Annotated in this window: 23 protein-coding genes and 1 tRNA gene; 14 read left to right on the forward strand and 10 right to left on the reverse strand. The window is 46.7% G+C overall.

Features of this window, described 5'->3' with window-relative positions:
• Positions 1 to 224 precede the first annotated feature (224 nt).
• Entirely contained in the window at positions 225 to 836 is a 612-nt protein-coding gene (locus JC793_RS06215; protein ID WP_218427823.1) for a TfoX/Sxy family DNA transformation protein, read from the forward strand.
• 44 nt (positions 837 to 880) lie between these two features.
• Here the strand turns inward: JC793_RS06215 and yccS are convergent, their stop codons facing one another.
• On the reverse strand, positions 881 to 3,097 hold the full coding sequence (yccS, locus tag JC793_RS06220; protein ID WP_218427825.1) for a YccS family putative transporter: 2,217 nt from the start codon (positions 3,095 to 3,097) through the stop codon (positions 881 to 883).
• A gap of 155 nt (positions 3,098 to 3,252) precedes the next feature.
• Here yccS and helD point away from each other — a divergent pair, with 155 nt between their 5' ends.
• On the forward strand, positions 3,253 to 5,307 hold the full coding sequence (gene helD / locus JC793_RS06225; protein WP_218427827.1) for a DNA helicase IV: 2,055 nt from the start codon (positions 3,253 to 3,255) through the stop codon (positions 5,305 to 5,307).
• A 44-nt stretch (positions 5,308 to 5,351) separates the two neighbouring features.
• On the opposite strand, the gene JC793_RS06230 is transcribed toward helD, so the two are convergent.
• Positions 5,352 to 5,810 (reverse strand): methylglyoxal synthase, encoded by a 459-nt coding sequence (locus JC793_RS06230; protein ID WP_046892717.1) that lies wholly within the window; start codon positions 5,808 to 5,810, stop codon positions 5,352 to 5,354.
• Between the two features lie 132 nt (positions 5,811 to 5,942).
• Between JC793_RS06230 and JC793_RS06235 the strand changes: the two genes are divergently transcribed.
• On the forward strand, positions 5,943 to 6,356 hold the full coding sequence (locus JC793_RS06235; RefSeq protein WP_107678261.1) for a CoA-binding protein: 414 nt from the start codon (positions 5,943 to 5,945) through the stop codon (positions 6,354 to 6,356).
• A 45-nt stretch (positions 6,357 to 6,401) separates the two neighbouring features.
• On the opposite strand, the gene hspQ is transcribed toward JC793_RS06235, so the two are convergent.
• Positions 6,402 to 6,722, reverse strand: coding sequence for a heat shock protein HspQ (gene hspQ / locus JC793_RS06240; protein WP_004235876.1), 321 nt, complete (start codon positions 6,720 to 6,722; stop codon positions 6,402 to 6,404).
• Between the two features lie 201 nt (positions 6,723 to 6,923).
• On the opposite strand from hspQ, the gene JC793_RS06245 reads away from it, so the two are divergent.
• Complete coding sequence (locus tag JC793_RS06245) at positions 6,924 to 7,202, forward strand: acylphosphatase (RefSeq protein WP_182104916.1); 279 nt, start codon at positions 6,924 to 6,926, stop codon at positions 7,200 to 7,202.
• Between the two features lie 7 nt (positions 7,203 to 7,209).
• On the opposite strand, the gene JC793_RS06250 is transcribed toward JC793_RS06245, so the two are convergent.
• On the reverse strand, positions 7,210 to 7,539 hold the full coding sequence (locus JC793_RS06250) for a TusE/DsrC/DsvC family sulfur relay protein (protein ID WP_046892641.1): 330 nt from the start codon (positions 7,537 to 7,539) through the stop codon (positions 7,210 to 7,212).
• A 191-nt stretch (positions 7,540 to 7,730) separates the two neighbouring features.
• On the opposite strand from JC793_RS06250, the gene JC793_RS06255 reads away from it, so the two are divergent.
• Positions 7,731 to 7,818, forward strand: a tRNA-Ser gene (locus JC793_RS06255).
• Positions 7,819 to 7,996: 178 nt separating this feature from the next.
• Here the strand turns inward: JC793_RS06255 and JC793_RS06260 are convergent.
• From JC793_RS06260 to JC793_RS06275, 4 genes are all read right to left on the reverse strand, one after another.
• Complete coding sequence (locus JC793_RS06260; RefSeq protein WP_247717329.1) at positions 7,997 to 9,184, reverse strand: hypothetical protein; 1,188 nt, start codon at positions 9,182 to 9,184, stop codon at positions 7,997 to 7,999.
• Between the two features lie 87 nt (positions 9,185 to 9,271).
• Entirely contained in the window at positions 9,272 to 9,961 is a 690-nt protein-coding gene (locus tag JC793_RS06265) for an outer membrane lipoprotein-sorting protein (protein WP_243846731.1), read from the reverse strand.
• Between the two features lie 133 nt (positions 9,962 to 10,094).
• Positions 10,095 to 11,480: an ABC transporter permease gene (locus tag JC793_RS06270; RefSeq protein WP_218427829.1), complete on the reverse strand. Its 1,386-nt coding sequence runs from the start codon at positions 11,478 to 11,480 to the stop codon at positions 10,095 to 10,097.
• Positions 11,480 to 12,058 carry an ABC transporter ATP-binding protein gene (locus JC793_RS06275; protein WP_243846733.1) on the reverse strand — a complete coding sequence of 193 codons (579 nt, stop codon included), beginning with the start codon at positions 12,056 to 12,058 and terminating at the stop codon, positions 11,480 to 11,482. The genes JC793_RS06270 and JC793_RS06275 overlap by 1 nt, the downstream gene beginning before the upstream one ends.
• A 617-nt stretch (positions 12,059 to 12,675) precedes the next feature.
• On the opposite strand from JC793_RS06275, the gene JC793_RS06280 reads away from it, so the two are divergent.
• The 3 genes from JC793_RS06280 to JC793_RS06290 all read left to right on the forward strand — a co-directional run bounded on the left by JC793_RS06280 (position 12,676) and on the right by JC793_RS06290 (position 14,836).
• Positions 12,676 to 13,371: a DUF554 domain-containing protein gene (locus JC793_RS06280; RefSeq protein WP_046892633.1), complete on the forward strand. Its 696-nt coding sequence runs from the start codon at positions 12,676 to 12,678 to the stop codon at positions 13,369 to 13,371.
• Between the two features lie 233 nt (positions 13,372 to 13,604).
• The gene (locus JC793_RS06285) at positions 13,605 to 14,537 is read left to right on the forward strand and encodes a nucleoside recognition domain-containing protein (RefSeq protein ID WP_166707356.1); all 933 of its coding nucleotides are present in this window, start codon (positions 13,605 to 13,607) and stop codon (positions 14,535 to 14,537) included.
• Between the two features lie 17 nt (positions 14,538 to 14,554).
• On the forward strand, positions 14,555 to 14,836 hold the full coding sequence (locus JC793_RS06290) for a GNAT family N-acetyltransferase (protein WP_052926140.1): 282 nt from the start codon (positions 14,555 to 14,557) through the stop codon (positions 14,834 to 14,836).
• Between the two features lie 51 nt (positions 14,837 to 14,887).
• On the opposite strand, the gene JC793_RS06295 is transcribed toward JC793_RS06290, so the two are convergent.
• Positions 14,888 to 15,229, reverse strand: coding sequence for a DUF1869 domain-containing protein (locus JC793_RS06295; RefSeq protein ID WP_046892630.1), 342 nt, complete (start codon positions 15,227 to 15,229; stop codon positions 14,888 to 14,890).
• 7 nt (positions 15,230 to 15,236) lie between these two features.
• A complete protein-coding gene (locus tag JC793_RS06300) occupies positions 15,237 to 15,569 on the reverse strand; it encodes a TehB family protein (protein WP_052926139.1) in 333 nt (110 codons plus the stop codon).
• 1,023 nt (positions 15,570 to 16,592) lie between these two features.
• Here JC793_RS06300 and JC793_RS06305 point away from each other — a divergent pair.
• The 6 genes from JC793_RS06305 to JC793_RS06330 all read left to right on the forward strand — a co-directional run bounded on the left by JC793_RS06305 (position 16,593) and on the right by JC793_RS06330 (position 22,637).
• Positions 16,593 to 16,913 (forward strand): helix-turn-helix domain-containing protein, encoded by a 321-nt coding sequence (locus JC793_RS06305; RefSeq protein WP_052926138.1) that lies wholly within the window; start codon positions 16,593 to 16,595, stop codon positions 16,911 to 16,913.
• A 105-nt stretch (positions 16,914 to 17,018) separates the two neighbouring features.
• Entirely contained in the window at positions 17,019 to 17,579 is a 561-nt protein-coding gene (fimA, locus tag JC793_RS06310; protein ID WP_107678275.1) for a type 1 fimbrial major subunit FimA, read from the forward strand.
• A 201-nt stretch (positions 17,580 to 17,780) separates the two neighbouring features.
• On the forward strand, positions 17,781 to 18,206 hold the full coding sequence (locus JC793_RS06315) for a fimbrial protein (protein WP_247717330.1): 426 nt from the start codon (positions 17,781 to 17,783) through the stop codon (positions 18,204 to 18,206).
• Between the two features lie 52 nt (positions 18,207 to 18,258).
• On the forward strand, positions 18,259 to 18,939 hold the full coding sequence (locus JC793_RS06320; RefSeq protein ID WP_166707360.1) for a fimbria/pilus periplasmic chaperone: 681 nt from the start codon (positions 18,259 to 18,261) through the stop codon (positions 18,937 to 18,939).
• 34 nt (positions 18,940 to 18,973) lie between these two features.
• On the forward strand, positions 18,974 to 21,607 hold the full coding sequence (locus JC793_RS06325; protein ID WP_218427833.1) for a fimbrial biogenesis usher protein: 2,634 nt from the start codon (positions 18,974 to 18,976) through the stop codon (positions 21,605 to 21,607).
• A gap of 202 nt (positions 21,608 to 21,809) precedes the next feature.
• The gene (locus JC793_RS06330; protein WP_243846734.1) at positions 21,810 to 22,637 is read left to right on the forward strand and encodes a fimbrial protein; all 828 of its coding nucleotides are present in this window, start codon (positions 21,810 to 21,812) and stop codon (positions 22,635 to 22,637) included.

The raw sequence follows: 22,637 nt of genomic DNA on the forward strand, positions 1-22,637 counted from the left end.
AGTTAACCTCACATAGTGATACTGTATATGTATACAGTATAATTCAATTTCGCTCAGATCAAGTAAATTTTTTCCATACAACTCGCAAAATTCAGGTTTGCCGGATACAAATACGAATTTATCGTTGGCAATCGGGGAAACATTCCTTATTTTGTGGCGACAGCTGAGCTCAGTCAGGGAATGACACAACGATACGTTTAACCTGCTTTCAAAGGACTGATAATATGAAGGATTATTTGAAATTGTCAGATGTTCAGTTTGATCGTCTTCAACACAGCACACAACCGTTCGGCCGGATACGTCTGAAATCACAATTCGGGTGTATGGGATTATCCATCGACCGGGTCACTTTCGCGCTGATAGCCAACAGTCAGCTCTGGCTGAAAAGTACAGAAGCCACCCGGGAATTATTCTGCCGGCTGGAGCTGAGTGACCGGTTCACTTATCCCAAGCGGATCCTGCCGATGCGGATTAATTATTACCGTGTACCGGATGCGGTATGGCAGCGCCCCCAGCAGTGTGAGTTTCTTTTTTACCAGACCTACCTGCATGCGAGGGCGCATGCACAGTCACGGCAGCAGTTGCCGTCACGGATTAAAGATCTGCCTAATGTGGACAGGGCCCTGGAACGCCGCTTGTGGCAGGCGGGTATCCGCCGGGTGGATGACCTCTATCTGCTGGGGGCCAAAGCCAGTTTCCTGAAGGTCAAAGCCCGGCCGCAGAATGAGCTGAAATTACTGTTCGCTATCGCGGGGGCGATTGAGGGGTGTCACAGTGCGGTATTGCCGAAGGCACTGCGTGAGGATCTTATCCACTGGCACGGCAGGCTGAATTAACCGGTATGGCCATCCCGGGGAATGTTACCGTCCCCGGGCCGGGATTATCCGTTTTGCGCATCATCCGCCGCAATGGTTTTTTTGCGGCGGAACCGTCCGGCGGCCGGCGGCAGGGGACGTTCTTTGTCATTTATCTGCCGGATAAGCCCGGTAATGTCCGGTGTCAGACCGAGTAACAGACGGATTTGCTCCAGTACCAGTTGCTCGGTACTGTGATTATCACAGGTACATTTATCCAGACGCTGTGCCAGTGCATCCGCAATCGCCTGAACCTGCAACTCTTCCCTGTGTCCTTTTTGCAGAGCAGTCTCGATATAACGGATGGCGTCGTTCAGCAGACGCAGAATAGTGTCATCCGTGAGTTTGGTCCGGTGGGCACCGAGAGCGGAAATATAACTGAGCAGCGTGTGGTTCAGGCAGAGCAGGCGGAATGCTTCATCCTGTGATGTGCGGTAACTGCTCGGCTCTGAGGATATATTGGCCACAACAGAGGCAAATTCCCCGTCGCTGATATGCGCATCGCGGCGGGCAACCCGGTATTCCAGGCTGTCACTTTTGCCGTTGTAATACTGTTGCAGTATTTGTTCCAGATAGCGGCCGTTTGCCTGCATGGTACGGTCAATGACCAGCGGGAGCTGACGATATTTCCAGTCCGGCCAGATATAACTGACCGCAAACCAGGCGAGCCCGCAACCGATTATGGTATCAATAATGCGGTGAATCGCGATATCAAACCCCTCGCCCAGCAGGTTGAAACTGAACAGCACCAGCAGGGTGATAAATATTGTTGCCTGGGCATACTGACTGGTACGGAACACAAAGAACATCAGTCCGGACAGTACCATCAGAATAAGCTGTCCCTCATAAGAAGGTACAAAATACATGACCGGCAGGCCGATCAGTATCCCTGCCAGTGTCCCGGTGATACGCAGCATCAGGCGGCGTCGTGTGGCGCTGTAGTTAGGCTGGCAGACAAACAGACTGGTCAGCATAATCCAGTAACCGCGGGTTAAATCAAAGGTCAGAATGATAGCGTAACCGGCACACAGCAGCAGTGACATCCGGATGGCATGGCGGAACAGGGCCGATCGCGGTGTCAGGTTCTGCCGGACACGTGCCCAGATATCACGCAGCCCCTGTAAGTTTTCGTTGGACAGCCGCGCATCTTCCTGCATCTTTTCAGCCGGCAGCTGAGTCTGCTCCGCAGTCAGGCCTTTCAGCTGGGAATCGACCCCGCGCAGGTTGGTCAGCAGATGGCGCAGTGCCATGACACTGCTGTTGCCGGGTTTTTGCTGTTCCAGCAAATTCAGGGAGTTTTCCAGATAAGAGAATGTCCGTTCAAAGCGGGGATTATGATGATATTTCCGGCGCTGTAAAATGGCCTGCGCCACCGCAGCGCAGGCGTGGCCCTGCATTGTCATCAGCCGCTGGAAACGGAACATGATATCGCTGTAGCGCAGTTCGTTACTTAAATTCTGATACTGAATATGGGACGAACTGGCCCGCTCATGAATATCCTGGGCGACAAAGTAATAATGAAGTGCATGGCGGGTACTGCGCTGACCACGATCGCCTTTGAGGCGGGAGAACAGCGTGGTTTTCGCCTGATGCATGGCGTCGGTCAGCGCACTGTTTGCCATAGCCAGTTCAAAAACAGATTGCTGGTAATCCTCTTCGATATCCGGATCAAACAGGTTGGCTTTTGCCTCCAGATAACCGGAGAGCTGCATATAATAGCGGGCAAGGTTATCCTGAAGGGGGCGGACAGGAAAAAACAGATGTCCGGTCAGGGTCAGCAGGTTGTACCAGACCGCCCCTGTCAGCAGTAACAGCGGTTGCTGATACCAGTCATCAAACAGGTTTTTACCCAGCATCGTGTAAATGGCGATCAGCAGTGCCCCGAAAGCAATGGTGGCGTAACGCTGACCGAGCGCTCCCAGCAGAATAAATCCGCTGGTTGATACGGCCAGCCCGGCCATAAACAGGAGATGGTGGTCATACAGCAGTTCAATTGACGCAGAGGCGACAAAGAAAGAGATCAGCGTGATAAACAGATTACGCAGGCGTCCGGCAAGCCGGTCATCGAGGTCTGTCAGTGCGGCTGCCACCATCCCGAGCGTCAGGGCGATAGTGACTTTCGGCGGCATGTGCAGCAGCCACGGCACCAGAGTGGTACCGGTCAGCGCAATCAGAATGCGGAAATAGTAAAGAAAATTACTGTTATAAATATACCGGCTGAAGCCGGAAAACGCTGCAAGCACAATAACCTCAATGAGTCAGAATACCCTTAACGGGAATTTGGCAGTAAACTAATGACATCTTTACTGTAATATGGCAATGGTATGGCGCTGGCATACGTTTTACCACATCTGGTTTTATCACATATTGATTTCAATCTTGTAACGGTGCGGAACACATGGAATTAAAATCAACACAAATGGGGCAGACACTGGCCCGGCATCCTTACAACCGCGTGCGGTTACTCAACGCAGGTATCGAAGTCAGCGGGGCAAAACACCGGTATGTTATTCCTTTCAATGAGTTAATCAATATCCAATGTAAACGCGGCATTGTCTGGGGCGAACTGGAGTTTGAGCTGCCGGATGAGCAGGTTGTGCGTCTGCATGGTACTCAATGGCAGGAAACTCAGGCGTTTTATCAGTATGTTACTGATATCTGGTCACGCTGGAGTGACGAAATGAGTGTGGTCAGCGCAGGTGTGCTGGATAAACAGGTCAGTGAAATTAACGCGGTTATTCAGGCTGATCGCTGGCTGACACAGCCGGAAAGTCAGAAACTGCATGACAGTATTCTGCGTACCTTTGCGGCACTGCCGCTGCCCCGTGCCCGTCTGACCGGTTTTGATAACTGCGCGCCGTCATATCAGTTTTGTCTGGACTGGCTCACTCATACAGATGAAAAGCGCCGTCAGCGCAACCGTGAATGGACAGAACAATGCCTCGAAACCTATGCGGATTTCTTTGCCAATATTGAATCCTCCCCGCTGAATACCTCGCAGAGTGAGGCGGTAGTCAACGGTGAACCGTCCGTGCTGGTGCTGGCCGGAGCAGGGAGCGGCAAAACATCGGTGCTGGTGGCGCGGGCGGGCTGGCTGCTGCGCCGTCAGCAGGCGTTGCCGGAACAGATCCTGATGCTGGCTTTCGGGCGGCAGGCGGCGGATGAAATGAATGAGCGTATTCAGCGCTGTCTGCATACGGAAGATATCCGCAGCAAAACGTTTCATGCTCTCGCGCTGCATATTATCCGCGAGGCATCCAATAAATCGCCGGTGATCAGTGAGCTGGAAAGCGATACGGCTGCCCGTCATGAACTGATTAAATCGGTCTGGCAGACTCAGTGCCGTGAGAAAAAAGCGCAGGCAAAAGGCTGGCGTGAACTTATCACCGGCAGTATGAACTGGCGGGTGGATGAGGGCGAATACTGGGAAGATGATACTCTGTGCCGCCGCATAGTGCCGAGAATTGATCGCTGGCTGAGCCTGATGCGCATGAACGGCGGCAGCCAGAAAGTGATGATTGAATCCGCACCGCCGGATATCGCTGCAGAATTCACAAAACAAATCAAACTGATGGCTCCGTTTTTAAAAGCCTGGAAAACGGCTCTGAAAGAAGAGGGGGCGACAGACTTCTCCGGGCTTATTCATCAGGCGGTGAATCTGATTGAGAAAGGGCGGTTTATTTCGCCGTGGAAAGCGGTGCTGGTGGATGAATTCCAGGATATCTCTCCGCTGCGGGCAAAACTGATCCACGCGTTGCGGGCCCAGAACCCGCAAACCACATTATTTGCTGTCGGTGATGACTGGCAGGCAATTTACCGTTTCAGTGGTGCGGAACTGACGCTGACCACCGATTTCAGTGCTGTTTTCGGTGATGGCGGTCAGTGTGCGCTGGATACCACATACCGGTTTAACAGCCGTATCGGTGAAATCGCCAACGGCTTTATTCAGCGCAATCCGCAACAGCTGAATAAACCGCTCAACAGCCTGATGAAAGGGGACAAGAAAGCCGTTTTGTTACTGCCGGACAACCAGCTGGAAGCACTGCTGAATAAAATGAGCGGCTATGTGACAGAAGCGGAAACGATCCTGATTCTGGCGCGTTATCACCATCTGAAACCGGACATTCTGTCGCTGGCTGCAACCCGCTGGCCGCATCTGACTATCCGCTTTATGACCATGCATGCTTCAAAAGGGCAGCAGGCGGATTATGTCATTATTACCGGGCTGACGGATGAGCGGGACGGTTTCCCCGCAGCTGCCCGGGAATCGGTGATTGAACAGGGATTGCTGCCGCGGGAAGAGGAATTTATGCACGCCGAGGAGCGCCGCCTGATGTATGTGGCACTGACGAGGGCGAAAAAACAGGTCTGGCTGCTGTATGACAAGGACTCGCCGTCCTGTTTTGCAGAAGAACTGGCGGATATGGGTGTCAGCCGGGTGAAAAAGCCCTGAACGGGGAAAATGCGGCGGGGAAGGTTCACCGCCGCAGCACGCGGTTACTGAGTCCGCTCACTTAAATAGCGGTTGTAATCCGGAATAACAATATCCACATCATTATCGAAATCCGGCGAGTGAATAATAAAATCGGCAGTGGACATATTGGTCGCCACCGGGATATTCCAGACGGTCGCCAGGCGCAGCAGGGCTTTTACATCCGGATCATGCGGCACCGCATTGAGCGGGTCCCAGAAGAAAATCAGCACATCAATTTTCCCTTCCGCAATCATTGACCCTATCTGCTGATCCCCGCCCATCGGGCCGCTCAGCATACCGGTGATTTCAAGCCCCGTTTCACGGCTGATAAGCTTGCCGGTCGTTCCGGTGGCGAACAGTTCGTGGCTCTCTAATTTAGCCTGATTGCGCTTAACCCAGTCCAGTAATTTGGATTTATAGTGATCATGTGCCACAAGGGCGATTTTTTTATGCCTGGTCAGTACTCGGGTGGTTGATTCCATAACGCTCTCTTTTCCGGCGAATAAAATGTTATTCAATAACATAAGCGAAAAAAAAAGGTTCCGCCAACAGGTGATTTTCAATTCAGTATGCTATAACTCAGATTGTTGTGCAGGATGACAAAAGAGGCTTATATGAATGACGCATTTCTGACCGGTATTCTTCAGCAGGTAAAAACAATTGCCGTGGCCGGTGCGAGTGATAAACCGGATCGCCCTGTTTATCATGTGATGGAATATCTGCTGGGACAGGGATACCGGGTGATTCCGGTGAATCCGAAACTGGCGGGAAAAACGCTGATTGGTCAGCTGGTCTATGCCACGCTGGCTGATATTCCTGAACCGGTGGATATGGTGGATGTTTTCCGTAACGCAGATGCGGCGCCGGGTATTGCAGAGGAAGCGATCGCGGTGAAAGCAAAAGTGCTGTGGCTGCAGCAGGGAATCGTCAGCAGTGAGGCGAAAACACTGGCGGAAAACGCCGGGCTGCTGTTCGTTGAGGATCGTTGTCCGAAAATTGAGATCCCGCGTCTGGGGCTGGAAAAATAAGCAAAAATAAAGCCCCGGCATGTGAGTGGCGGGGCTCTTCGTGTATTAATTGCGCAACCGGGGAGACTGTAACTGGTTGCGGATGGACTCAGCCAGCTCATCCATAGTGATGTTATCAGGGTGGTCTTCATCCATCTCATAAGTGATCTGGGCTTCTGCCAGATAGCTATGGATAGGTTCACCGTTATCGTCTTCCATCACGACGTGGTACCAGGGCGCAGAGCGCAGGTTCATATTGGATGCGATATCGTCCTCTTCCGGCTGATCCAGTGAGTATTCAGCATCAATATCAACAATCACGCCCAGGTAGCCAAGCAGCTTATGGCGGACTTGTTGTCCGATACCGAACTTACTTGAAATCATCATAATCACCTCCGAAGAAACTTGCTCTGTTACTAATATGGGGGGTACTGATGACAGATTCAATCCCTTAACAGATTGTTGTTTCCTATCACTGCAATCAGCAACAGCTGACAATTTCAGGTTATCGGGGTGCAGGGAAAATTACAACCGGCGGACAGCGATACAGATTAAAATAGTGCTATTTTCAGAAAAAGGAGCGATATCATGAAGACAGGACGACATTTTGCCGTATACGGACGCGTTCAGGGCGTGGGTTTTCGCTATCAAACGTTTTATTGGGCAAAACGCCACGATGTGACCGGTTTTGTCCGTAACCGTCAGGACGGCAGCGTGGAAATTGAAGCATATGGCGATGAAAGTGTGCTTGACGCGATGACCGCGTGGCTGGAAGCAGGCGGGCCGCCGGGGGCGAAAGTTACGGATATTATCGCAACCCCCTGTGATTACAGGGAAGTTGCGGTATTTCGTGTCCGCCACGAATAAACGGCTGTCAGATACACTTCACCGGTTTCGGCAGTCCGGCCAGTTTTGTTGCCTGTTTGGCGGGGCCTTTCGGAAACAGACGGTACAGATAACGGCTGTTCCCGCGCTCCTCGCCATACTTCTGTGTAATCGCTTTTACCAGCATACGGATAGCCGGTGAGGTATTAAATTCCAGATAAAAATCCCGCACAAAGCGGATAACTTCCCAGTGCTGTTCTGTCAGGATAATCTCTTCCTGTTCAGCCAGCAGCGGCACCATCGACTCCTGCCAGTCCTGCACATTGAGTAAATAGCCGTGGGGATCAGTGGCGATTTCACGCCCTTCAAACACAAACATAATCTGAACCTGCTGAAAATGAGAATGAAAATGTAGCAAAAATCTGCGGGTATCCCAAGCATCAGAAGAAAGAAACCGGCGGTTGTGATGATAAAATCAGCTAACACATTGAGAAATGACTAAATTTCCGTCATTCGGACTATCCGGGACTTTACAAGGCGCCGGGAGGAGACTATAGTGCTCGTCATTGCGGAGGGGTGGCCGAGCGGCTTAAGGCAGCGGTCTTGAAAACCGCCGACGGGAAACCGTCCGAGAGTTCGAATCTCTCCTCCTCCGCCATCTTCACTTTCTGTAATCCCCCCTGAGTCTTTTAATCCCTGATAAATCAAGCCTTACAGCAAAATATCCTTCTGCCGAAGTCTGCTGTCATCTTTCTGAATCTCTGTAATTTCCGCGATAAAATATTGATGATTTATGAAGGCTTATCAGATTAAAGCCCCGGAACCCGTTCCGGGGGTTAAAAATAATAGTTGAGTGATAACTGCCAGCGCTGTTCCGGCGTGATTTCATACCCTTTTTTTTCATTCAGTGAATAGGTTTTCTGCCACTGCAAAGCGACATCTGCCGGTCCCATATGATGGCGGACTTCAGCGAAACCTATATTTTTACTTTTCTGCAAATCCCGTTGCAGGATCAGATTAAGATCATATTGGTCAATGATATCTTTATGATAAGCCTGAAATAATACCGATCGTTTTGATGCCATCACATCCTGCATATTACCGCTCAGGCCGGATTGTGCGATCGCCGCCGGAGGCAGGCGGGAGAGCTTTTGAGATGCCTTTTCATTATCTGCGCTGCCGTCATAATGTCCTTCCAGACGCAGTGTCAGATTACTGTCAGAACTCCAGGTTATACCGGCGGCTGTGCGATTACGCCATTTATCTTCCTGCTGACCGTCCGGTAATGCATTTTGCCATGTCAGCGGCTGCCGCCCGCCGGCCCACTCGGCGTATACCAGTGTTGAGCGGCTGAGGACGCGGGAAATATTCAGGCCGAACTGTGGTGAGCGTCCGGATTCCTGAAAATATAAAATCTGCGGATTAAAATTTTCCCCGAATTTGTAGCTTGCGGATAACAGCAAGCGATCCCGCGGGTTACCGGCGGCCCAGTCCGGGCTGAAAGCGGCATTATTTGGCTTATCTCCCAGTTTCGGGGCAATGATAGCGGTGACAGATGCTTTATCCCAGCCTTGCTGGAGGCGTATCATGACGTTACCCAGTCTGTTTGTCCGCAGACTTTCAGGATCAGCGGAAACGACAGAACGTACGGTGTTTTTACCCAGAAAATCAGTCGGGTTATACCCCAGAGCAACCCCGTAGCGGGTATTGATACGACCGGTTTCCACAATGGTATCTGAGGCTGCTTTGTAGCTGATATAGGCTTCACGAAGCGTATTTACATTACCGCTATGGCCCAGTGCACCATAAAAGCGGGCATCAGTCCGGTTGGATACGACAACCCTGGCCTTATCTGAAAAGACCGGGGTATCCAGACGCATATCCAGTGACAGGCGCTGAATATTTTTACCTGCTTCATTGATGGTTCCGGCTATTTCAGCCGCCATGGACAGTGTATGGCTTTTGACTTCCTCAAATACCGTATTGTCAGCGATTTCCAGTGCCTGAAGGACGGAGTCTTCCATGGCGGCGGCCGGACTGGTCCGTAACAGACTATATCCGGCCAGGCAGAATATACCGGCAATTCTGCAAGCAGAGCGGTTCAGCATGAATCAGTTATCCCGGATATGAGGTAAAAAATCACGCTGGAACCAGGATGCAGGAACATCACTCCATTCAAATTGCTGGTTGCGGATCACGGTCACCAGCTGTGAATTAATACCGTCAATAATCACCGCTTCAGTCGGTCTTTCCCCGTCTAATACCGCATCATAACGGCGATAATATGTGGTTTTCAGCAGACTTCCGTTTAAGGCGTAAAATTCGGCTTTATGGCTTTTAAAGCTGGTTTTATCTACCCATAATTCCATGGCAGGATAAGCAGCGTCCGGGTTTGTTGCCGTTAAATGAAGACGGTAGCAGTCACGATCCTGTTTATCACCATCTTTGATGGTTTCCTCCGCAACCAGAGACGCACTATAATCCGCAGCCCAGTTTGCCGTCACCACATCACCGTTAGAGGCCTGACCCAATAATCTCTGCTGCGGGGAAATAGGAACACTGGCCTTACTGTTAGGATCATACATCCACAGGTCACGTCCGCTTTTTAATGTTAATTTTCCGGCATCACGCTGCGGGCTGATAAAACGTAATAAGCTGTGATACTGTCCGCCGTTTTCATCCGGACGTGAATACAGTTTCAGCTCACTTTTTTCATGCTGCTGGCCGTTTTTATAACTGATCAGCGTCGTCACCAGACTGAACGCGCGGGGCGGATTCCGGACATCGTCACTTTTTTTCAAAATATCCTGAGCATTTATTTCAGCCATTGCCGGGGCTGTCACTGATAATATGCATAACGCACACAGCGATATTAACCATGTTTTTTTAACTGTCATTTTTAGTTACGTCCTGTTAGCTGATTTATGATGGCGGTTATATGTATCGTAATGCCTCAACAATTGAGACATTGGCGGCTCTCCGTGACGGCCACCAGGAAGATACGACGGCGGCCACCATCAGTGTTCCCACCACACTGGCTATCATGACGAATTCTCCCCATATTTTTATCCGGACAGGAATAGGCGCTATAACCCCCGGCGGCTGCCATGTCAGGCCGGAAATATTGATAACAGCAGCCACGAGCAGTGCAGAAGCCACACCCGCCACTGAGCCGATAACCCCCAGCAATATTCCTTCATTAAGAAAAAGATTCCGGATATCACGCTGTTTTAACCCGACGGCTCTCAGAGTGCCGATTTCAGTTGTTCTTTCGAGTACCGCCATACTCATGGTATTTCCGATAGTAAATAACGTAATACAGAGAATAATGACGAGCAGAAAATTGAATAACTTTCCGAACATAGCCAGAATCTGGTTATACAGCGGCTGTAACTGCATGAAGTCGAGTATGGCCAGCGGTACATCCGCAGATGTGAGTGCCGGTAATTGCTGTAATCGTTCCCTGGCTTCATCCATCTGATCAGAATGGTTCAGTTGCAGAACAATGGCTGTCACACCGTGGTCGCCGTTACCGTATAAAAGCTGCTGTGCCTGATTTAAATGCACATTCACATAATTATCGTCCAGTTCACGGGCTGCCTGCGGCTGAATACCGGTGACTTTCATCCTCACGATATTCGGGGCTCCGCCTGCGGATGCCGCCAGTAACTCGATATATTTTCCGGAATCCGGTTTACGTTCTGACCGGGTATCCTGTACCAGCTGAGCGAGGTCATCCGGCAGTGATTCCGCTTCGTTATTCTCCCGGCTGTTATCTGCGGATACGGTATCTTCCGGTTCATTCAGTTTCAGCAGGCGGCTTAGTCCCTTTCCTGTTAATCCTGCATCCGGCACTGATTTATCCGGAATATTACGGATATTGATACCTTTACCTAATTGGTACTCATCCCACTGACCTAATATTTTCTGGCTGTCAGACTCTGTTCCGTATATTAAAACAGGTCTTGATGTTCCGGCAGAATAATTACTGGCAATACCATTTATCAGAAGAATGGGCGCACTGATGTTAATCATTTTGCTTAACTCAGGATCAGCGGAAATGGCATCAATAATTTCCTGATAATTATGAATACTGTATTTTTGAGGATTCGCCATTCCCTCACTGAAATAATCTCTGTGCTGAATCTGAAGATGACCGATATCACGGACAAAGGTCGTTCTCAGGCTATATTCAATAGAATGATTATAGCCCCCGAATAACAGAATACTGATTGCACCAATAATAATGGCACACAATGTGGAACAGGTTCGCCGCCGGTTACGGAGAAGATTACGCAAAGCAAGTTTGAATGTTTGCATCAGCCGCTGACTCCCGGCTTGCAGGTGACTATTCCGTCACTGATCAGAAAAATATCATCGGCCTGCTCAATGACCATCGGGTCGTGAGAGGAAAAAACAACGGATGTTTTATATTCTGTCTGTAATGTTCTCAGTAACTGCAAAACTGACTCGCTTGTTTTACTGTCCAGGTTTGCTGTCGGTTCATCGGCAAGAACCAGTTTCGGCTGATGAATCAGTGCCCGCGCAATTGCCACGCGCTGGCGCTGACCGCCGGAAAGCTGGTTGGGCAATGAATTTAATTTACTGTCCATTCCGATACATTCCAGCATATGTGTTACTTCACGGCGGCGTTGTGCCGGTGGCATACGGCGGAGGATCAACGGAATTTCAATATTTTCATACGCTGTTAATACAGGAATTAGGTTAAAATTCTGAAAAATAAACCCCAGATTTTGCTGTCTGAATGTACTTCTCTGATTATCATTCATATTATTCATTTTTTGTCCGGAGATGATAATTTCTCCGTTATCCGGTGTATCCAGCCCGCCGATAAGATTCAGCAATGTGGTTTTTCCGCTGCCTGATTTTCCGGACAAAACAGTAAAACATTGTGGTGATATATTAATGTTAATATCTCTGAGGGCAGTTTCACGAATTTTTCCCAGGTAATAACTTTTATTAACATCTTTTATTTTTACTGCGTACATTTACAAATATCCCTGTAATATCAAAATGTAAAATTTAATCTGCGATAAGGTATCTCACATTATAAATACCAAATACTGGAATGTTCTTATAATGAACCACGTAGCAATACGTAGTAATAGTGATAAGATAAAAATACGATATATAAAATAATATATTGGTATATTTTACTATATGCAGGATTAATTAAATAAACCTGAACAAATGATGTTATAAGCCACCAGGTTCAGCAGATAGCTTTTGAGAAAACCATATATTTGTTTCTGTTATTCAGCCGGAATAGCGTTAAGCAGAAATTATCCGGTCTCCGGTGTCATCCGGATTTTCCTGCGTGCTATGAAGGCGTAACCGGCACCGGTCCGGCTTACAGGCTGCGGCCTTATGTAACGTGAGAGTCAATACACGATTTTTTTGTTTTGTTGCGCCTGTTTTGCCGGCAGGTACACGTACAGTATTGTACCGGTTCCGTATAATAATGAGATTCAAATAAAAACAGCAGGAGTCAGTTTTGGTTACCGGACCTTTTATTAATGCCGCCGCGGTACTGATTGGCGGAATTGCCGGCGCGGGGTTAAGCCACCGGCTGCCGGAACGTATCCGGACATCGATGCCGTCAGTATTCGGGCTGGCATCACTCGGGATTGGGGTTTTACTGATTATCAAATGTGCCAATATGCCGGTGATGGTGTTGTCGGTGCTGCTCGGGGCGGTTATCGGTGAACTGTGTTGCCTGGAAAATAAAATCAATACCGTCGCCGGTAAAGTAAAAATGTGGCTTCCGGCGCGGGGCGGAGCGCAGGAAAGTTTTATTGAAAACTATGTGGTGCTGATTTTTCTGTTCTGTGTCAGCGGTACCGGAATTTTCGGGGCGATGCATGAAGGAATGACCGGTGACCCGACCGTGTTGCTGACCAAAGCCTTTATGGACTTTTTCACAGCGATGATATTTGCCTGTTCACTGGGCATTGCGGTGTCGGTTATTGCTGCGCCGATGCTGATTATTCAGCTTATGCTGGCGGGCGGGGGCGTATTATTAATGCCGTTTACCACACCGGCAATGATGGCGGATTTCACTGCGGCGGGCGGAGTATTATTAATTGCGACCGGGCTTCGGATCTGCGGTATTAAACTGTTTGCGGTGATTAATCTGCTTCCGGCACTGGTATTGGTGATGCCAATGTCGCTGCTCTGGTCATATTTCTGAATAATGTGATAAATCAGCCGGATCGGAACAGCGGGTAACCGCATACTGTCATGCGGGGTTATTATTTGGTCATTCATCCCGCAGGATGACGTCCGGCTGAAAAAAATATCCGAAAATACAGGATTGGATATATTTATCTGCTTTATTTGAGATAATCCGAGAAATTGAATTACTTCTGAAGTATCAGGGTTATAATCCGGAAAACCTATTCCGTTATTTTCTGTATTCATTTCATGGATGTTATCAGTATTATCATTTCAGCGGGTAAAGCATCCGTTGATGTCGCGCTTTATACCTTATTACCGATTATGGTCGTCATGCTGATCATAATGAAATATCTCTCTGTCAGGGGCGTACTGGATGTGATTGTCCGCTGGCTGGCACCGCTGCTTAAACCCTTCGGCTTAACCGGGATGAGTGCATTTGCACTGATCCAGATAAATTTTGTCAGTTTTGCCGCGCCGCTGGCGACACTCGCGATTATGGATAAACGGGGTGTATCTGATCGCCATATGGCCGCAACGCTGGCGATGTGTTTTGCCATGGGGCAGGGGAATGTGTTTTATCCGCTGATGCCGTTCGGTCTGCACTGGACAACCTCTATTATTATTTCGATTGCCGGAGGATTGTGTGCGGCAGCGTTTACCTGGTATGTCACCGGGCGGCGTTTATCAGCGGCAGAGACTGCCGGTTCAGAACCGCTGCCGGATGCGGAGCAGAATAATCAGGGGATTCTGGCAGTGATCAACAGCGCGGGAGCGGATGCTATCCGTCTGGCACTCGGTGCCATTCCGATGCTGATCCTGTCATTATCTATTGTCGGATTAATGCAGGCCGCCGGGATTATTGAATGGCTGCATCATATTCTGATGCCGGTGCTCAATATTCTGCATATTCCGGACAGCTTTGTCCTGCCTGCCCTGGTGAAATGTGTGGCCGGGGGAACTGCGTATTTCGGGGTGATTTCTGACCTGGTGCAACAGGGGGCTGTGACGGCCGGTCAGATTAATGCGTCTGCCGGATTACTGATCCAGACATTTGATTTACCGGGTATCGGGATTTTTCTCGGTATCAGTTCGCGGTTTGTCCGCTTATTTCGTTATGTGATCCCGGCAGCATTGATCGGTATTCTCATCCGCTCGGTTTTGCATATAGTATTATTTTAAGCCGGAGGAGATAAGTGATGGATATTCGTGAAGATGAAACCAGTTTTTATATTCTTTCTGAGGACGGTAAACGCCGGATAGCGGAAATTACCTTTGTGTATACCGGAGATAATCTGGCGATTATTGACCATACCATGGTCGATGACAGTCTGCGCGGGCAGAAAGTCGGTAATAAACTGGTCGCGGCAGTGGTTGAGAAAATGCGCCGTGAAAACCGGAAAATTATTCCGCTTTGTCCGTTTGCCAAAAGTGTGTTTGATAAAACCAGAGAGTATGACGATATCCGCCACGCCGGGTAATACGCTCTTCGTGAGGGGAAACCGCTTTCCCCTCACAGAGCGGATAAACGCTTACCATCCGCAGATATTGGTTTCTTCATCCATATCATAGCCGCGGATGATATTAATCAGATCTTTGACGATTTGCGCTGCATTTTCCGGGTCAGCCAGCGCCGCGGCGGAATCCACGTCTTTATCCACTGAAACGCCATTATTGCTATTGGTCATGGTGACCATCAGTGCCGCATCATTAATCTTTTCTTTACCGTCTAATTCACTGACCAGCAATGCAATTTCTTCTGCTGCAATCTCAGGAATATATAATTTTTTCGGATTAAGAAAGCGTTTTTCCGCTGTCAGATGATTACGTTCATTGCTCAGTGTTAATAAAAAGCCTTTGTTTTCGTCGTTCATGATTGTGTTACTCCTCGGTCAGAATCTCTGGGGCGACATAAAAATCGACATTAAACACAGTATCGTCAGTAGCCGCTTCTATCCGGTGCCAGGTTTCCGGCGGAAAGACACCGAACTGTCCGGCTTCGATCACCAGGGTATCGGTCGGCTCAGGGCTGGTTTCATCCGCATAGGAATAGTAAATAATCGTGCCCTGCATAACAGAGAGTTTAGGGTAAACGCCCTGACGTGTTCCTTTATCGAGATGCCTTTGCCAGATAGACTTCGGTGCTGTTTCTTTGGTCCAGAGCGGGGTGCTCCGGACATGGATGTAGTTTGTCGGGATAATGATGCGATCCATCTGTGCTCTCCTGAAACCAAACAAATGATTAAGATATAATCTTAAAATATTTTTCAAATTTTAAAAGGTATTTTAGATGCAACTTTGATAAAAAGCACAAATTACCCGTTGGCGATAAAAAATCCGGCAGGGAACTATGTCAGTGAATACTATGTCAGTGAATACTATGTCGGCGAATACTATGTCAGCCAATGTCATGTCCGCCAATGCCATACCTGCCAATACCGTGCCGTAATACCATACCTGTTAATTACACATGTTTATTACATGGTTATTCGTGCGTTTACATCCCGGCCCCGGAATGGTGGCATGGGAATAATACATATTAGCGGTGCAGATAAATTTTACGTTGTATTAGCATTATTAATTATTAAAACAATATGAATCATATTGGTTAATTATTGTGATGCTATTGAGTGAAAAAGAAAAAAGTATAAATCTGCGTGATGAGACTTATTCTTAATTAAAGCGCGATTATATTTTACGCAAAAACAGATATATTACTCAATATCTAATCTCACCCGGACAAAATAACAACAATAAAGGATATAATTACATATTATGAATAAATAGATAGAAAAATATCAGTGTGAATAATATTTTATGTTGCGTATCGGTTATCGCATGGTTTTATTTATCTAATTTAAATCAAGATCAAACAATATTGAAATAATTAATTGTTAATTGCTGTTTTTCAGGATGTAAAATCTGTTATCTCTTAAATTTATAGTTTTAACACTTGTAACTAAATGTTTCAATTTGTATGCGGGGTGTTTTTGTAACCATATGATATGTAGTGATTAATTATGTCTTTATTGATTTTAAATAATTATTAGTTATTGGATTAATACAATTCAATAGGCAGAATCTATCATTAATGAACGTTAAAGGCGTAAATAACTATTGGATTAAAATGTTTGAATCTCAGTATTATTAGTCTCAGGTAAATAAACAAATGCATCATCGCATTTACTAACATGAGTATTTACAGAATTTATATTATCTAAAGCACAAGGTATTTTTATGCAATCATTAGACACTGTGCGATTTTTTGTCGAATATGACGCCAACCGGTATTTGGGGGCTTTGTTACGACTGAGAAGGAAAGAATTAGGCATAAGCGGACAGGAATTATCCGCAACACTCAATATCAGTCAACAGCAAATATCACGTTATGAGAACGGATTAACAAACTTTAACATCGTTATCCTTTTTCGATTTTTTTCTTCACTAAAAATGAGTCCGGAAGAAGTTGTCAGGATATTTAATGAACTGGGATTGTTTTACTCTGATTTGAATATGAGTAAATACCACCGATTAAAAACAAAGGAGGAAGGCCGGTAATATAACAATATGGAGCAAATAATTCTTTTGCAGGCTAAGTCACCTGCCTGTCGTCAATAATAATATTTTAATAGTAAATAAAATTAACAATGAGGAATAAAGCGTATGTTGAATAAACAACGTTTAGTTATGTCTGTGGTTGCTCTCACCGTTTTATCAGCAAGTCAGTTCAGCATGGCGGCGACAACGGTTACCGGCGGCACTGTTCACTTTACCGGACGAATTGTGAACGCGGCATGTGCTGTCAGCGCTGACTCTACCGATCAGACGGTCAATATGGGACAGTACCGCACTGCATTTTTTGATGCCAAGGGGAAAAAATCCGGTAATGTGCCGTTTTCTATTAAATTAGAAGACTGTGATACCAAAGTATCCACCAAAGCATCCGTTTCATTTTCAGGGTTAACGTCTCCGGATGATCCGACCGCACTTTCGACCAGTAATATCGGCGGAGGTTCTGCCGGGGCAGCCAAAGGTGTTGGTATTCAGATCGCAGACCATCTGGGACAAGTGCTGAAACCGGACGGTTCTGCTTTCTCAACGGCACAAAGTTTAGTGGATGGTGTCAATGTCCTGAATTTCTCCGCAAACTATATTTCAACGCAGGCCTCAGTAACACCGGGTGGCGCGGATGCGGATGCGACCTTCACAATGCAGTACCAATAAAACCGCCTTTTATTGCCGAACCCGTTAGCGCGTTATCAGTGGCCCGGGTGACCGGGTCACTGTTTGCCGATTGGAGTGAGATAAATGCATAAATTAATCAGCACGATATTTTTATTGTGCGGTTTTTCTGCCGGTACTTATGCCGGAAATAACACCCATACCATTATTGACGGGGGAATGGTGCATTTAAGAGGCGGGTTAGTGGAAGCCGGATGTACCCTTTCAACAAACAGCGAAAATGATGTTATTGATATGGGTGAATTCAGAACCAATCAGTTTAAGGGAGCCGGCAGTTATTCAGGCAATATTCCGTTTAAACTGATAATAACCAATTGCAGCACTGCGGTAAGCAGCAAAGTGGGGCTTTCTGTCTTTGGTTATATTAATGAACAAGATCCGCAAATAATTAAACTTGAAGATAGTGATGAAACGGCCAAAGGCGTGGGGATAGCTATTCTGGATAGTGACGGGGATATTATCATTCCTGACAATATGCCATCAAAATGGATCAACTTTCACGAAGGTGAAAATGTATTACATTTTAATGCCAGATACAGAGCAACGGATATGCAGGTAACCGGCGGAAAAGCCAGTGCATCAATATGGTTTCATTTAACATATAAATAATAATTAAATACTCTCTGCGGGGATTTCAATAATGTACAGGTCAGCATTCAATATGAGAAAAATATTATTTTCTTTTATCATCGCATTACTTTTTCCGGCGGTGGCATCGGCAGGCGGAATTGCACTGGGTGCAACCCGGATTATTTATCCGATGGAGGCAAAACAGGTGTCTCTGGCCGTCACGAATACCGATGAGAAAAACCGGTTTTTGATTCAGTCCTGGATAGATGATGCCTCTGATCAAAAAACAAAGGAATTTACGGTTACACCTCCTTTATTTGTCAGTAAACCAAAAAGTGAAAATACGATAAAAATTATTAATACAGGCGCAAATTTACCCAAAGACAGAGAGAGTTTATTCTGGCTGAACAGTAAAGCGATCCCGTCCGTTGATCGCGAACAGATAGCAGATAAAAACGTACTTCAGATAGCCGTTCTGGCCAGGATAAAAATGTTTGTCCGCCCTGAAGGTCTGCCGGTAAAGGTGGGTGATGCATATAAAATGCTTAAGTTTAATAAGGTCAGCGGGGGTATAAATATCACTAACCCGTCACCCTATTATCTGACGGTGGTAAATATGAAAGCGGCTGATCAAAAAATAGAGAGTTTTATGATCGCACCGTTCGCTGAAAAAATAATTAACACAGAAAAACCGGTTGCCGGCGGGATATCGTATCAGACCATTAATGACTATGGTGCTAATACACCGGTAATCAGCGTTAATTCATATTAACCATTATTATCTTATTTTATACGGAGCGCATTTTATGCAGAAGTTAACTCTGCTGAAAGGATTGCCATGCTTTAAATTTAACAAGATAATGTTAATGCTTTCATGTGCAATGATAACAGGCAATATAGCCATTATTAAAAACAGCTATGCCGGTGAGTTTTTTAACCCTGCATTCTTGTCTGATAATGGTAATGAGGTTGCTGATCTGAGCCGTTTTGATAAAGGTCTGGGACAGGCTGCGGGTGACTACCGGGTTGAGGTTTTTCTCAATGGTGAGTATGTGGTAACGCAGGATATCTTATTTGTCAGTACTGAAAAAGACGGAAAAGTCAAACCGGGCAGTGATGATACCGGCTTAATACCCTGTTTAACCACTGACTGGTTTAAAAAATACAATATTGATATCAGTAATGCCATATTACTGAATGACAGTTGTGTGGATTTTCAATCAACATATGATAAATCACAGGCCCGTTTTGATTTTGAAGATCAGAAACTGTATATAGAAATCCCGCAGGCATCGTTTATCAATAATATCCGGGGATATATTCCGCCGTCAGAATGGCAGAACGGTATTAATGCTCTGTTACTGAACTATGGTTTTACCGGCAGCCACAGTAAAGATACAAAAAATGATGAGAGATATAATAACTATTTTTTAAATCTGGACAGCGGCGTTAACCTTGGCTCCTGGCAACTGAGAAACGCCAGTACCTGGAATTACACATCTGACCGGCGCACAGATAACAGTCAGTGGAATAACATCCGTACTTATGTGCAGAAAGCAATCATTCCGCTGAAAAGTCAGCTGACAATCGGTGACAGCTTTACGGAAAATGATATTTTCGACAGTGTGGGTTTCAGAGGGGTAAAACTGGCGTCTGACGATAATATGCTGCCGGACAGCATGCGGGGTTTTGCACCGACAGTCAGAGGCGTTGCCAACAGTAATGCACAGGTCACGATCCGTCAGAATGGCTATGTTATATACCAGTCATATGTTTCACCCGGTGCGTTCGAAATAAAAGATCTGTATGCAACGTCCAGCAGCGGTAATTTAGATGTCACAGTTAAAGAAAATAACGGCACAATCACGCAGTTTACCGTGCCGTATTCTGCTGTACCGATGTTACAGCGTGAAGGCCGGACAAAATATGAAGTAACAGCCGGGGAATTCCGTTCCGGTTCATCAATGCAAAACAGTCCGGATTTCTGGCAGGGAACGATCAGCCACGGTTTATCCGAAGGTGTGACCGTTTATGGCGGAACGCAGTTATCTGATAATTACCGGGCTTTCTCTGCGGGGGCCGGGAAAAACCTGGGGGAATGGGGGGCTATTTCAGCGGATATTACTCAGGCAAACAGCCGGTTACCTAATGGTGAGCATAAACAGGGACAGTCCGTCCGCTTTTTATATGCCAAATCGCTGAACGAACTGGGGACAAACTTTCAGCTGATGGGGTACCGTTATTCTACCAAAGGTTATTATACATTAAGTGAAACCAGCTACAGGCAGATGAGCGGATATAATATCAGAACCCAGGATGGTGCTGAATATAAAGATGCCGAGATTATTGATTATCATAACCTCTATTATACCAAGCAGGGACAGTATCAGGTTAATATCAGTCAGCAGTTTGACGGTTACGGATCAGTTTATATTACCGGCAGCCACCAGACATACTGGGGAACAAATGAAACTGATCAGTCACTTCAGTTTGGTTATAACGGTAACTGGGAAGATATAACCTATGGTATGAACTGGTCACAAAATAAATCTGCCGGGTTATCGGATAAAGATAAACGGATTGCATTTAATGTTTCAGTGCCATTAAGCCGCTGGTTTGGCAGCGGGGATGCCGCAGATATTACCGCATCCCGGAATAATATCTATTCCACCTATACGCTGACAAGAGATGATAACAACAAAGTCTCTCAGCAGCTGGGTATTTCAGGCACATTACTTGAGGACAATAATCTTAATTATAATATTCAGCAGGGATATGCGAATAAAGGTGAGAGTGCATCCGGCAGTGCGTCTGTGAATTATCAGGGCGGCTATGGTGAGGCGGGAGCCGGTTATAACTACGGAAAGAACTGGCAGCAGGTGACTTATACCGTTCGTGGTGGTGTTCTGGCACATCAGAATGGTATTACCTTAAGTCAGCCGCTCGGGCAGACCAATATATTAGTTGAAGCGCCGGGTGTTAAGGATACGTCTGTTGAAAATGAAACCGGTGTTTTCACCGACTGGCGCGGCTATGCCGTTATTCCGAATGCCACCGCTTACCGGAATAACCGTGTTGCGCTGGATATCACCACATTGCCGGATAATGCAGAACTGGATAATGCTGTTGATTATGTGGTTCCGGTTCAGGGCGCTATTGTGAAAGCGAATTTCAAATCCCGTATTGGTCTGAAAGCCATGGTGACGCTGTTGCAGAAAAACGGAAAAGCTGTGCCGTTCGGGGCGATTGTTACTGATGAGCATACCGGTAAAGCCAATATTGTCGGTGACGATGGTGTCGCATTTATGTCAGGTCTGCCGGAAACAGGAAAACTGAATATTGTCTGGGGAAATAGTGCAGATTCACAATGCACGGCTGAATATCATTTAACGGCCGGAAGTAATACCCCGATCAGCAATATCAGTGCCCGCTGTTTATAACATTAATCTGGTAAAGTGAGTTTTAATTATGCGTAAAATAATGTTATCAGGTTTACTTCTGTTTTGTGCAAACAGCTATGCGGTAACCTGTACTTCAGGATGTAATGATGTCTATCTTAAAATAGAACAAAATCTGGCATCAAATGAAAATAATACCGGTGCACAGATTAACAGTAACACAATAACATCGCCTGATGTTCACATGAAGGCAACACATAATGGTTATCTTATGCAATGGGCGAAATTTAATGGTGATACAATTCCGTCACCGCAGTCTCATGCAACTAACTGGCAATTCAAACGGGTTGATGATTATATTTCTGTGGCACTGGGGCGGGATTCTCCCTGTATCGGAAGCACCGGGAAAATCTATGTGCCTTTTAATGAACGGGTTTACGGTAACGGAAACTGTACGCCGGTAGATTATAATAATGGCGGGAACATTACTATATTTGCCCGTGATTGGCAGAGCCGAATCCGCATTGACAGGAAAATTGTCAGTGGTACCTATTCAAAAAATATTCTGATTGGTCAGTTCGGTTTTTGCCAGCCGGATAACTGTGCTTCACCCCAGGTAGTGCAGAATATTTATTTATCTCTGAATATTACCGTTCCGCAGACATGCTCAATTAATGCCGGACAAACCGTAATGGTGGATTTTGGTAATGTGTCAACCGGTGCATTTAAAGCGGCGGGTGCAAGGGCTCAGGGCGTGAATCCGAAGGAAAGCACGTTATCGGTGACCTGCGATAATATCGCTGCCGGAACAAACCTGAATATGCGTTTGCAGGCGAATAACGTCGCCGGGAATATTGTGATTTCCAACAACAGTGATGTCGGGTTTATTGTTACTGACAGCAGTGATAAAGAACTGACACCAAATAATCTGTCGAGTTTTATTCCTTTTTATCTTGACGGAAATACACGGGCGAATGCACGCATCCGGGTGTATCCGGCCAGTGTTACAGGTGTCAGGCCTGATGAAGGCCCGGTAACATCGCAGGCTTATTTGCGGATTGATTTCCCGTAA

The organism is Morganella morganii (genome assembly GCF_019242955.1).
Lineage (GTDB): Bacteria > Pseudomonadota > Gammaproteobacteria > Enterobacterales > Enterobacteriaceae > Morganella > Morganella sibonii.

Coding starts and splice junctions, on each gene's coding strand:
- helD (WP_218427827.1), top strand. CDS start 3,253: ATGGAATTAAAATCAACACAAATGGGGCAGACACTGGCCCGGCATCCT.
- JC793_RS06330 (WP_243846734.1), top strand. CDS start 21,810: ATGAAGGCAACACATAATGGTTATCTTATGCAATGGGCGAAATTTAAT.
- JC793_RS06290 (WP_052926140.1), top strand. CDS start 14,555: ATGGATATTCGTGAAGATGAAACCAGTTTTTATATTCTTTCTGAGGAC.
- JC793_RS06300 (WP_052926139.1), bottom strand. CDS start 15,569: ATGGATCGCATCATTATCCCGACAAACTACATCCATGTCCGGAGCACC.
- JC793_RS06270 (WP_218427829.1), bottom strand. CDS start 11,480: ATGCAAACATTCAAACTTGCTTTGCGTAATCTTCTCCGTAACCGGCGG.
- JC793_RS06235 (WP_107678261.1), top strand. CDS start 5,943: ATGAATGACGCATTTCTGACCGGTATTCTTCAGCAGGTAAAAACAATT.
- JC793_RS06325 (WP_218427833.1), top strand. CDS start 18,974: ATGCAGAAGTTAACTCTGCTGAAAGGATTGCCATGCTTTAAATTTAAC.
- JC793_RS06215 (WP_218427823.1), top strand. CDS start 225: ATGAAGGATTATTTGAAATTGTCAGATGTTCAGTTTGATCGTCTTCAA.
- JC793_RS06285 (WP_166707356.1), top strand. CDS start 13,605: ATGGATGTTATCAGTATTATCATTTCAGCGGGTAAAGCATCCGTTGAT.
- JC793_RS06250 (WP_046892641.1), bottom strand. CDS start 7,539: ATGTTTGTGTTTGAAGGGCGTGAAATCGCCACTGATCCCCACGGCTAT.
- JC793_RS06305 (WP_052926138.1), top strand. CDS start 16,593: ATGCAATCATTAGACACTGTGCGATTTTTTGTCGAATATGACGCCAAC.
- JC793_RS06295 (WP_046892630.1), bottom strand. CDS start 15,229: ATGAACGACGAAAACAAAGGCTTTTTATTAACACTGAGCAATGAACGT.
- JC793_RS06245 (WP_182104916.1), top strand. CDS start 6,924: ATGAAGACAGGACGACATTTTGCCGTATACGGACGCGTTCAGGGCGTG.
- JC793_RS06230 (WP_046892717.1), bottom strand. CDS start 5,810: ATGGAATCAACCACCCGAGTACTGACCAGGCATAAAAAAATCGCCCTT.
- JC793_RS06320 (WP_166707360.1), top strand. CDS start 18,259: ATGAGAAAAATATTATTTTCTTTTATCATCGCATTACTTTTTCCGGCG.
- JC793_RS06260 (WP_247717329.1), bottom strand. CDS start 9,184: ATGGAAGACTCCGTCCTTCAGGCACTGGAAATCGCTGACAATACGGTA.
- hspQ (WP_004235876.1), bottom strand. CDS start 6,722: ATGATGATTTCAAGTAAGTTCGGTATCGGACAACAAGTCCGCCATAAG.
- fimA (WP_107678275.1), top strand. CDS start 17,019: ATGTTGAATAAACAACGTTTAGTTATGTCTGTGGTTGCTCTCACCGTT.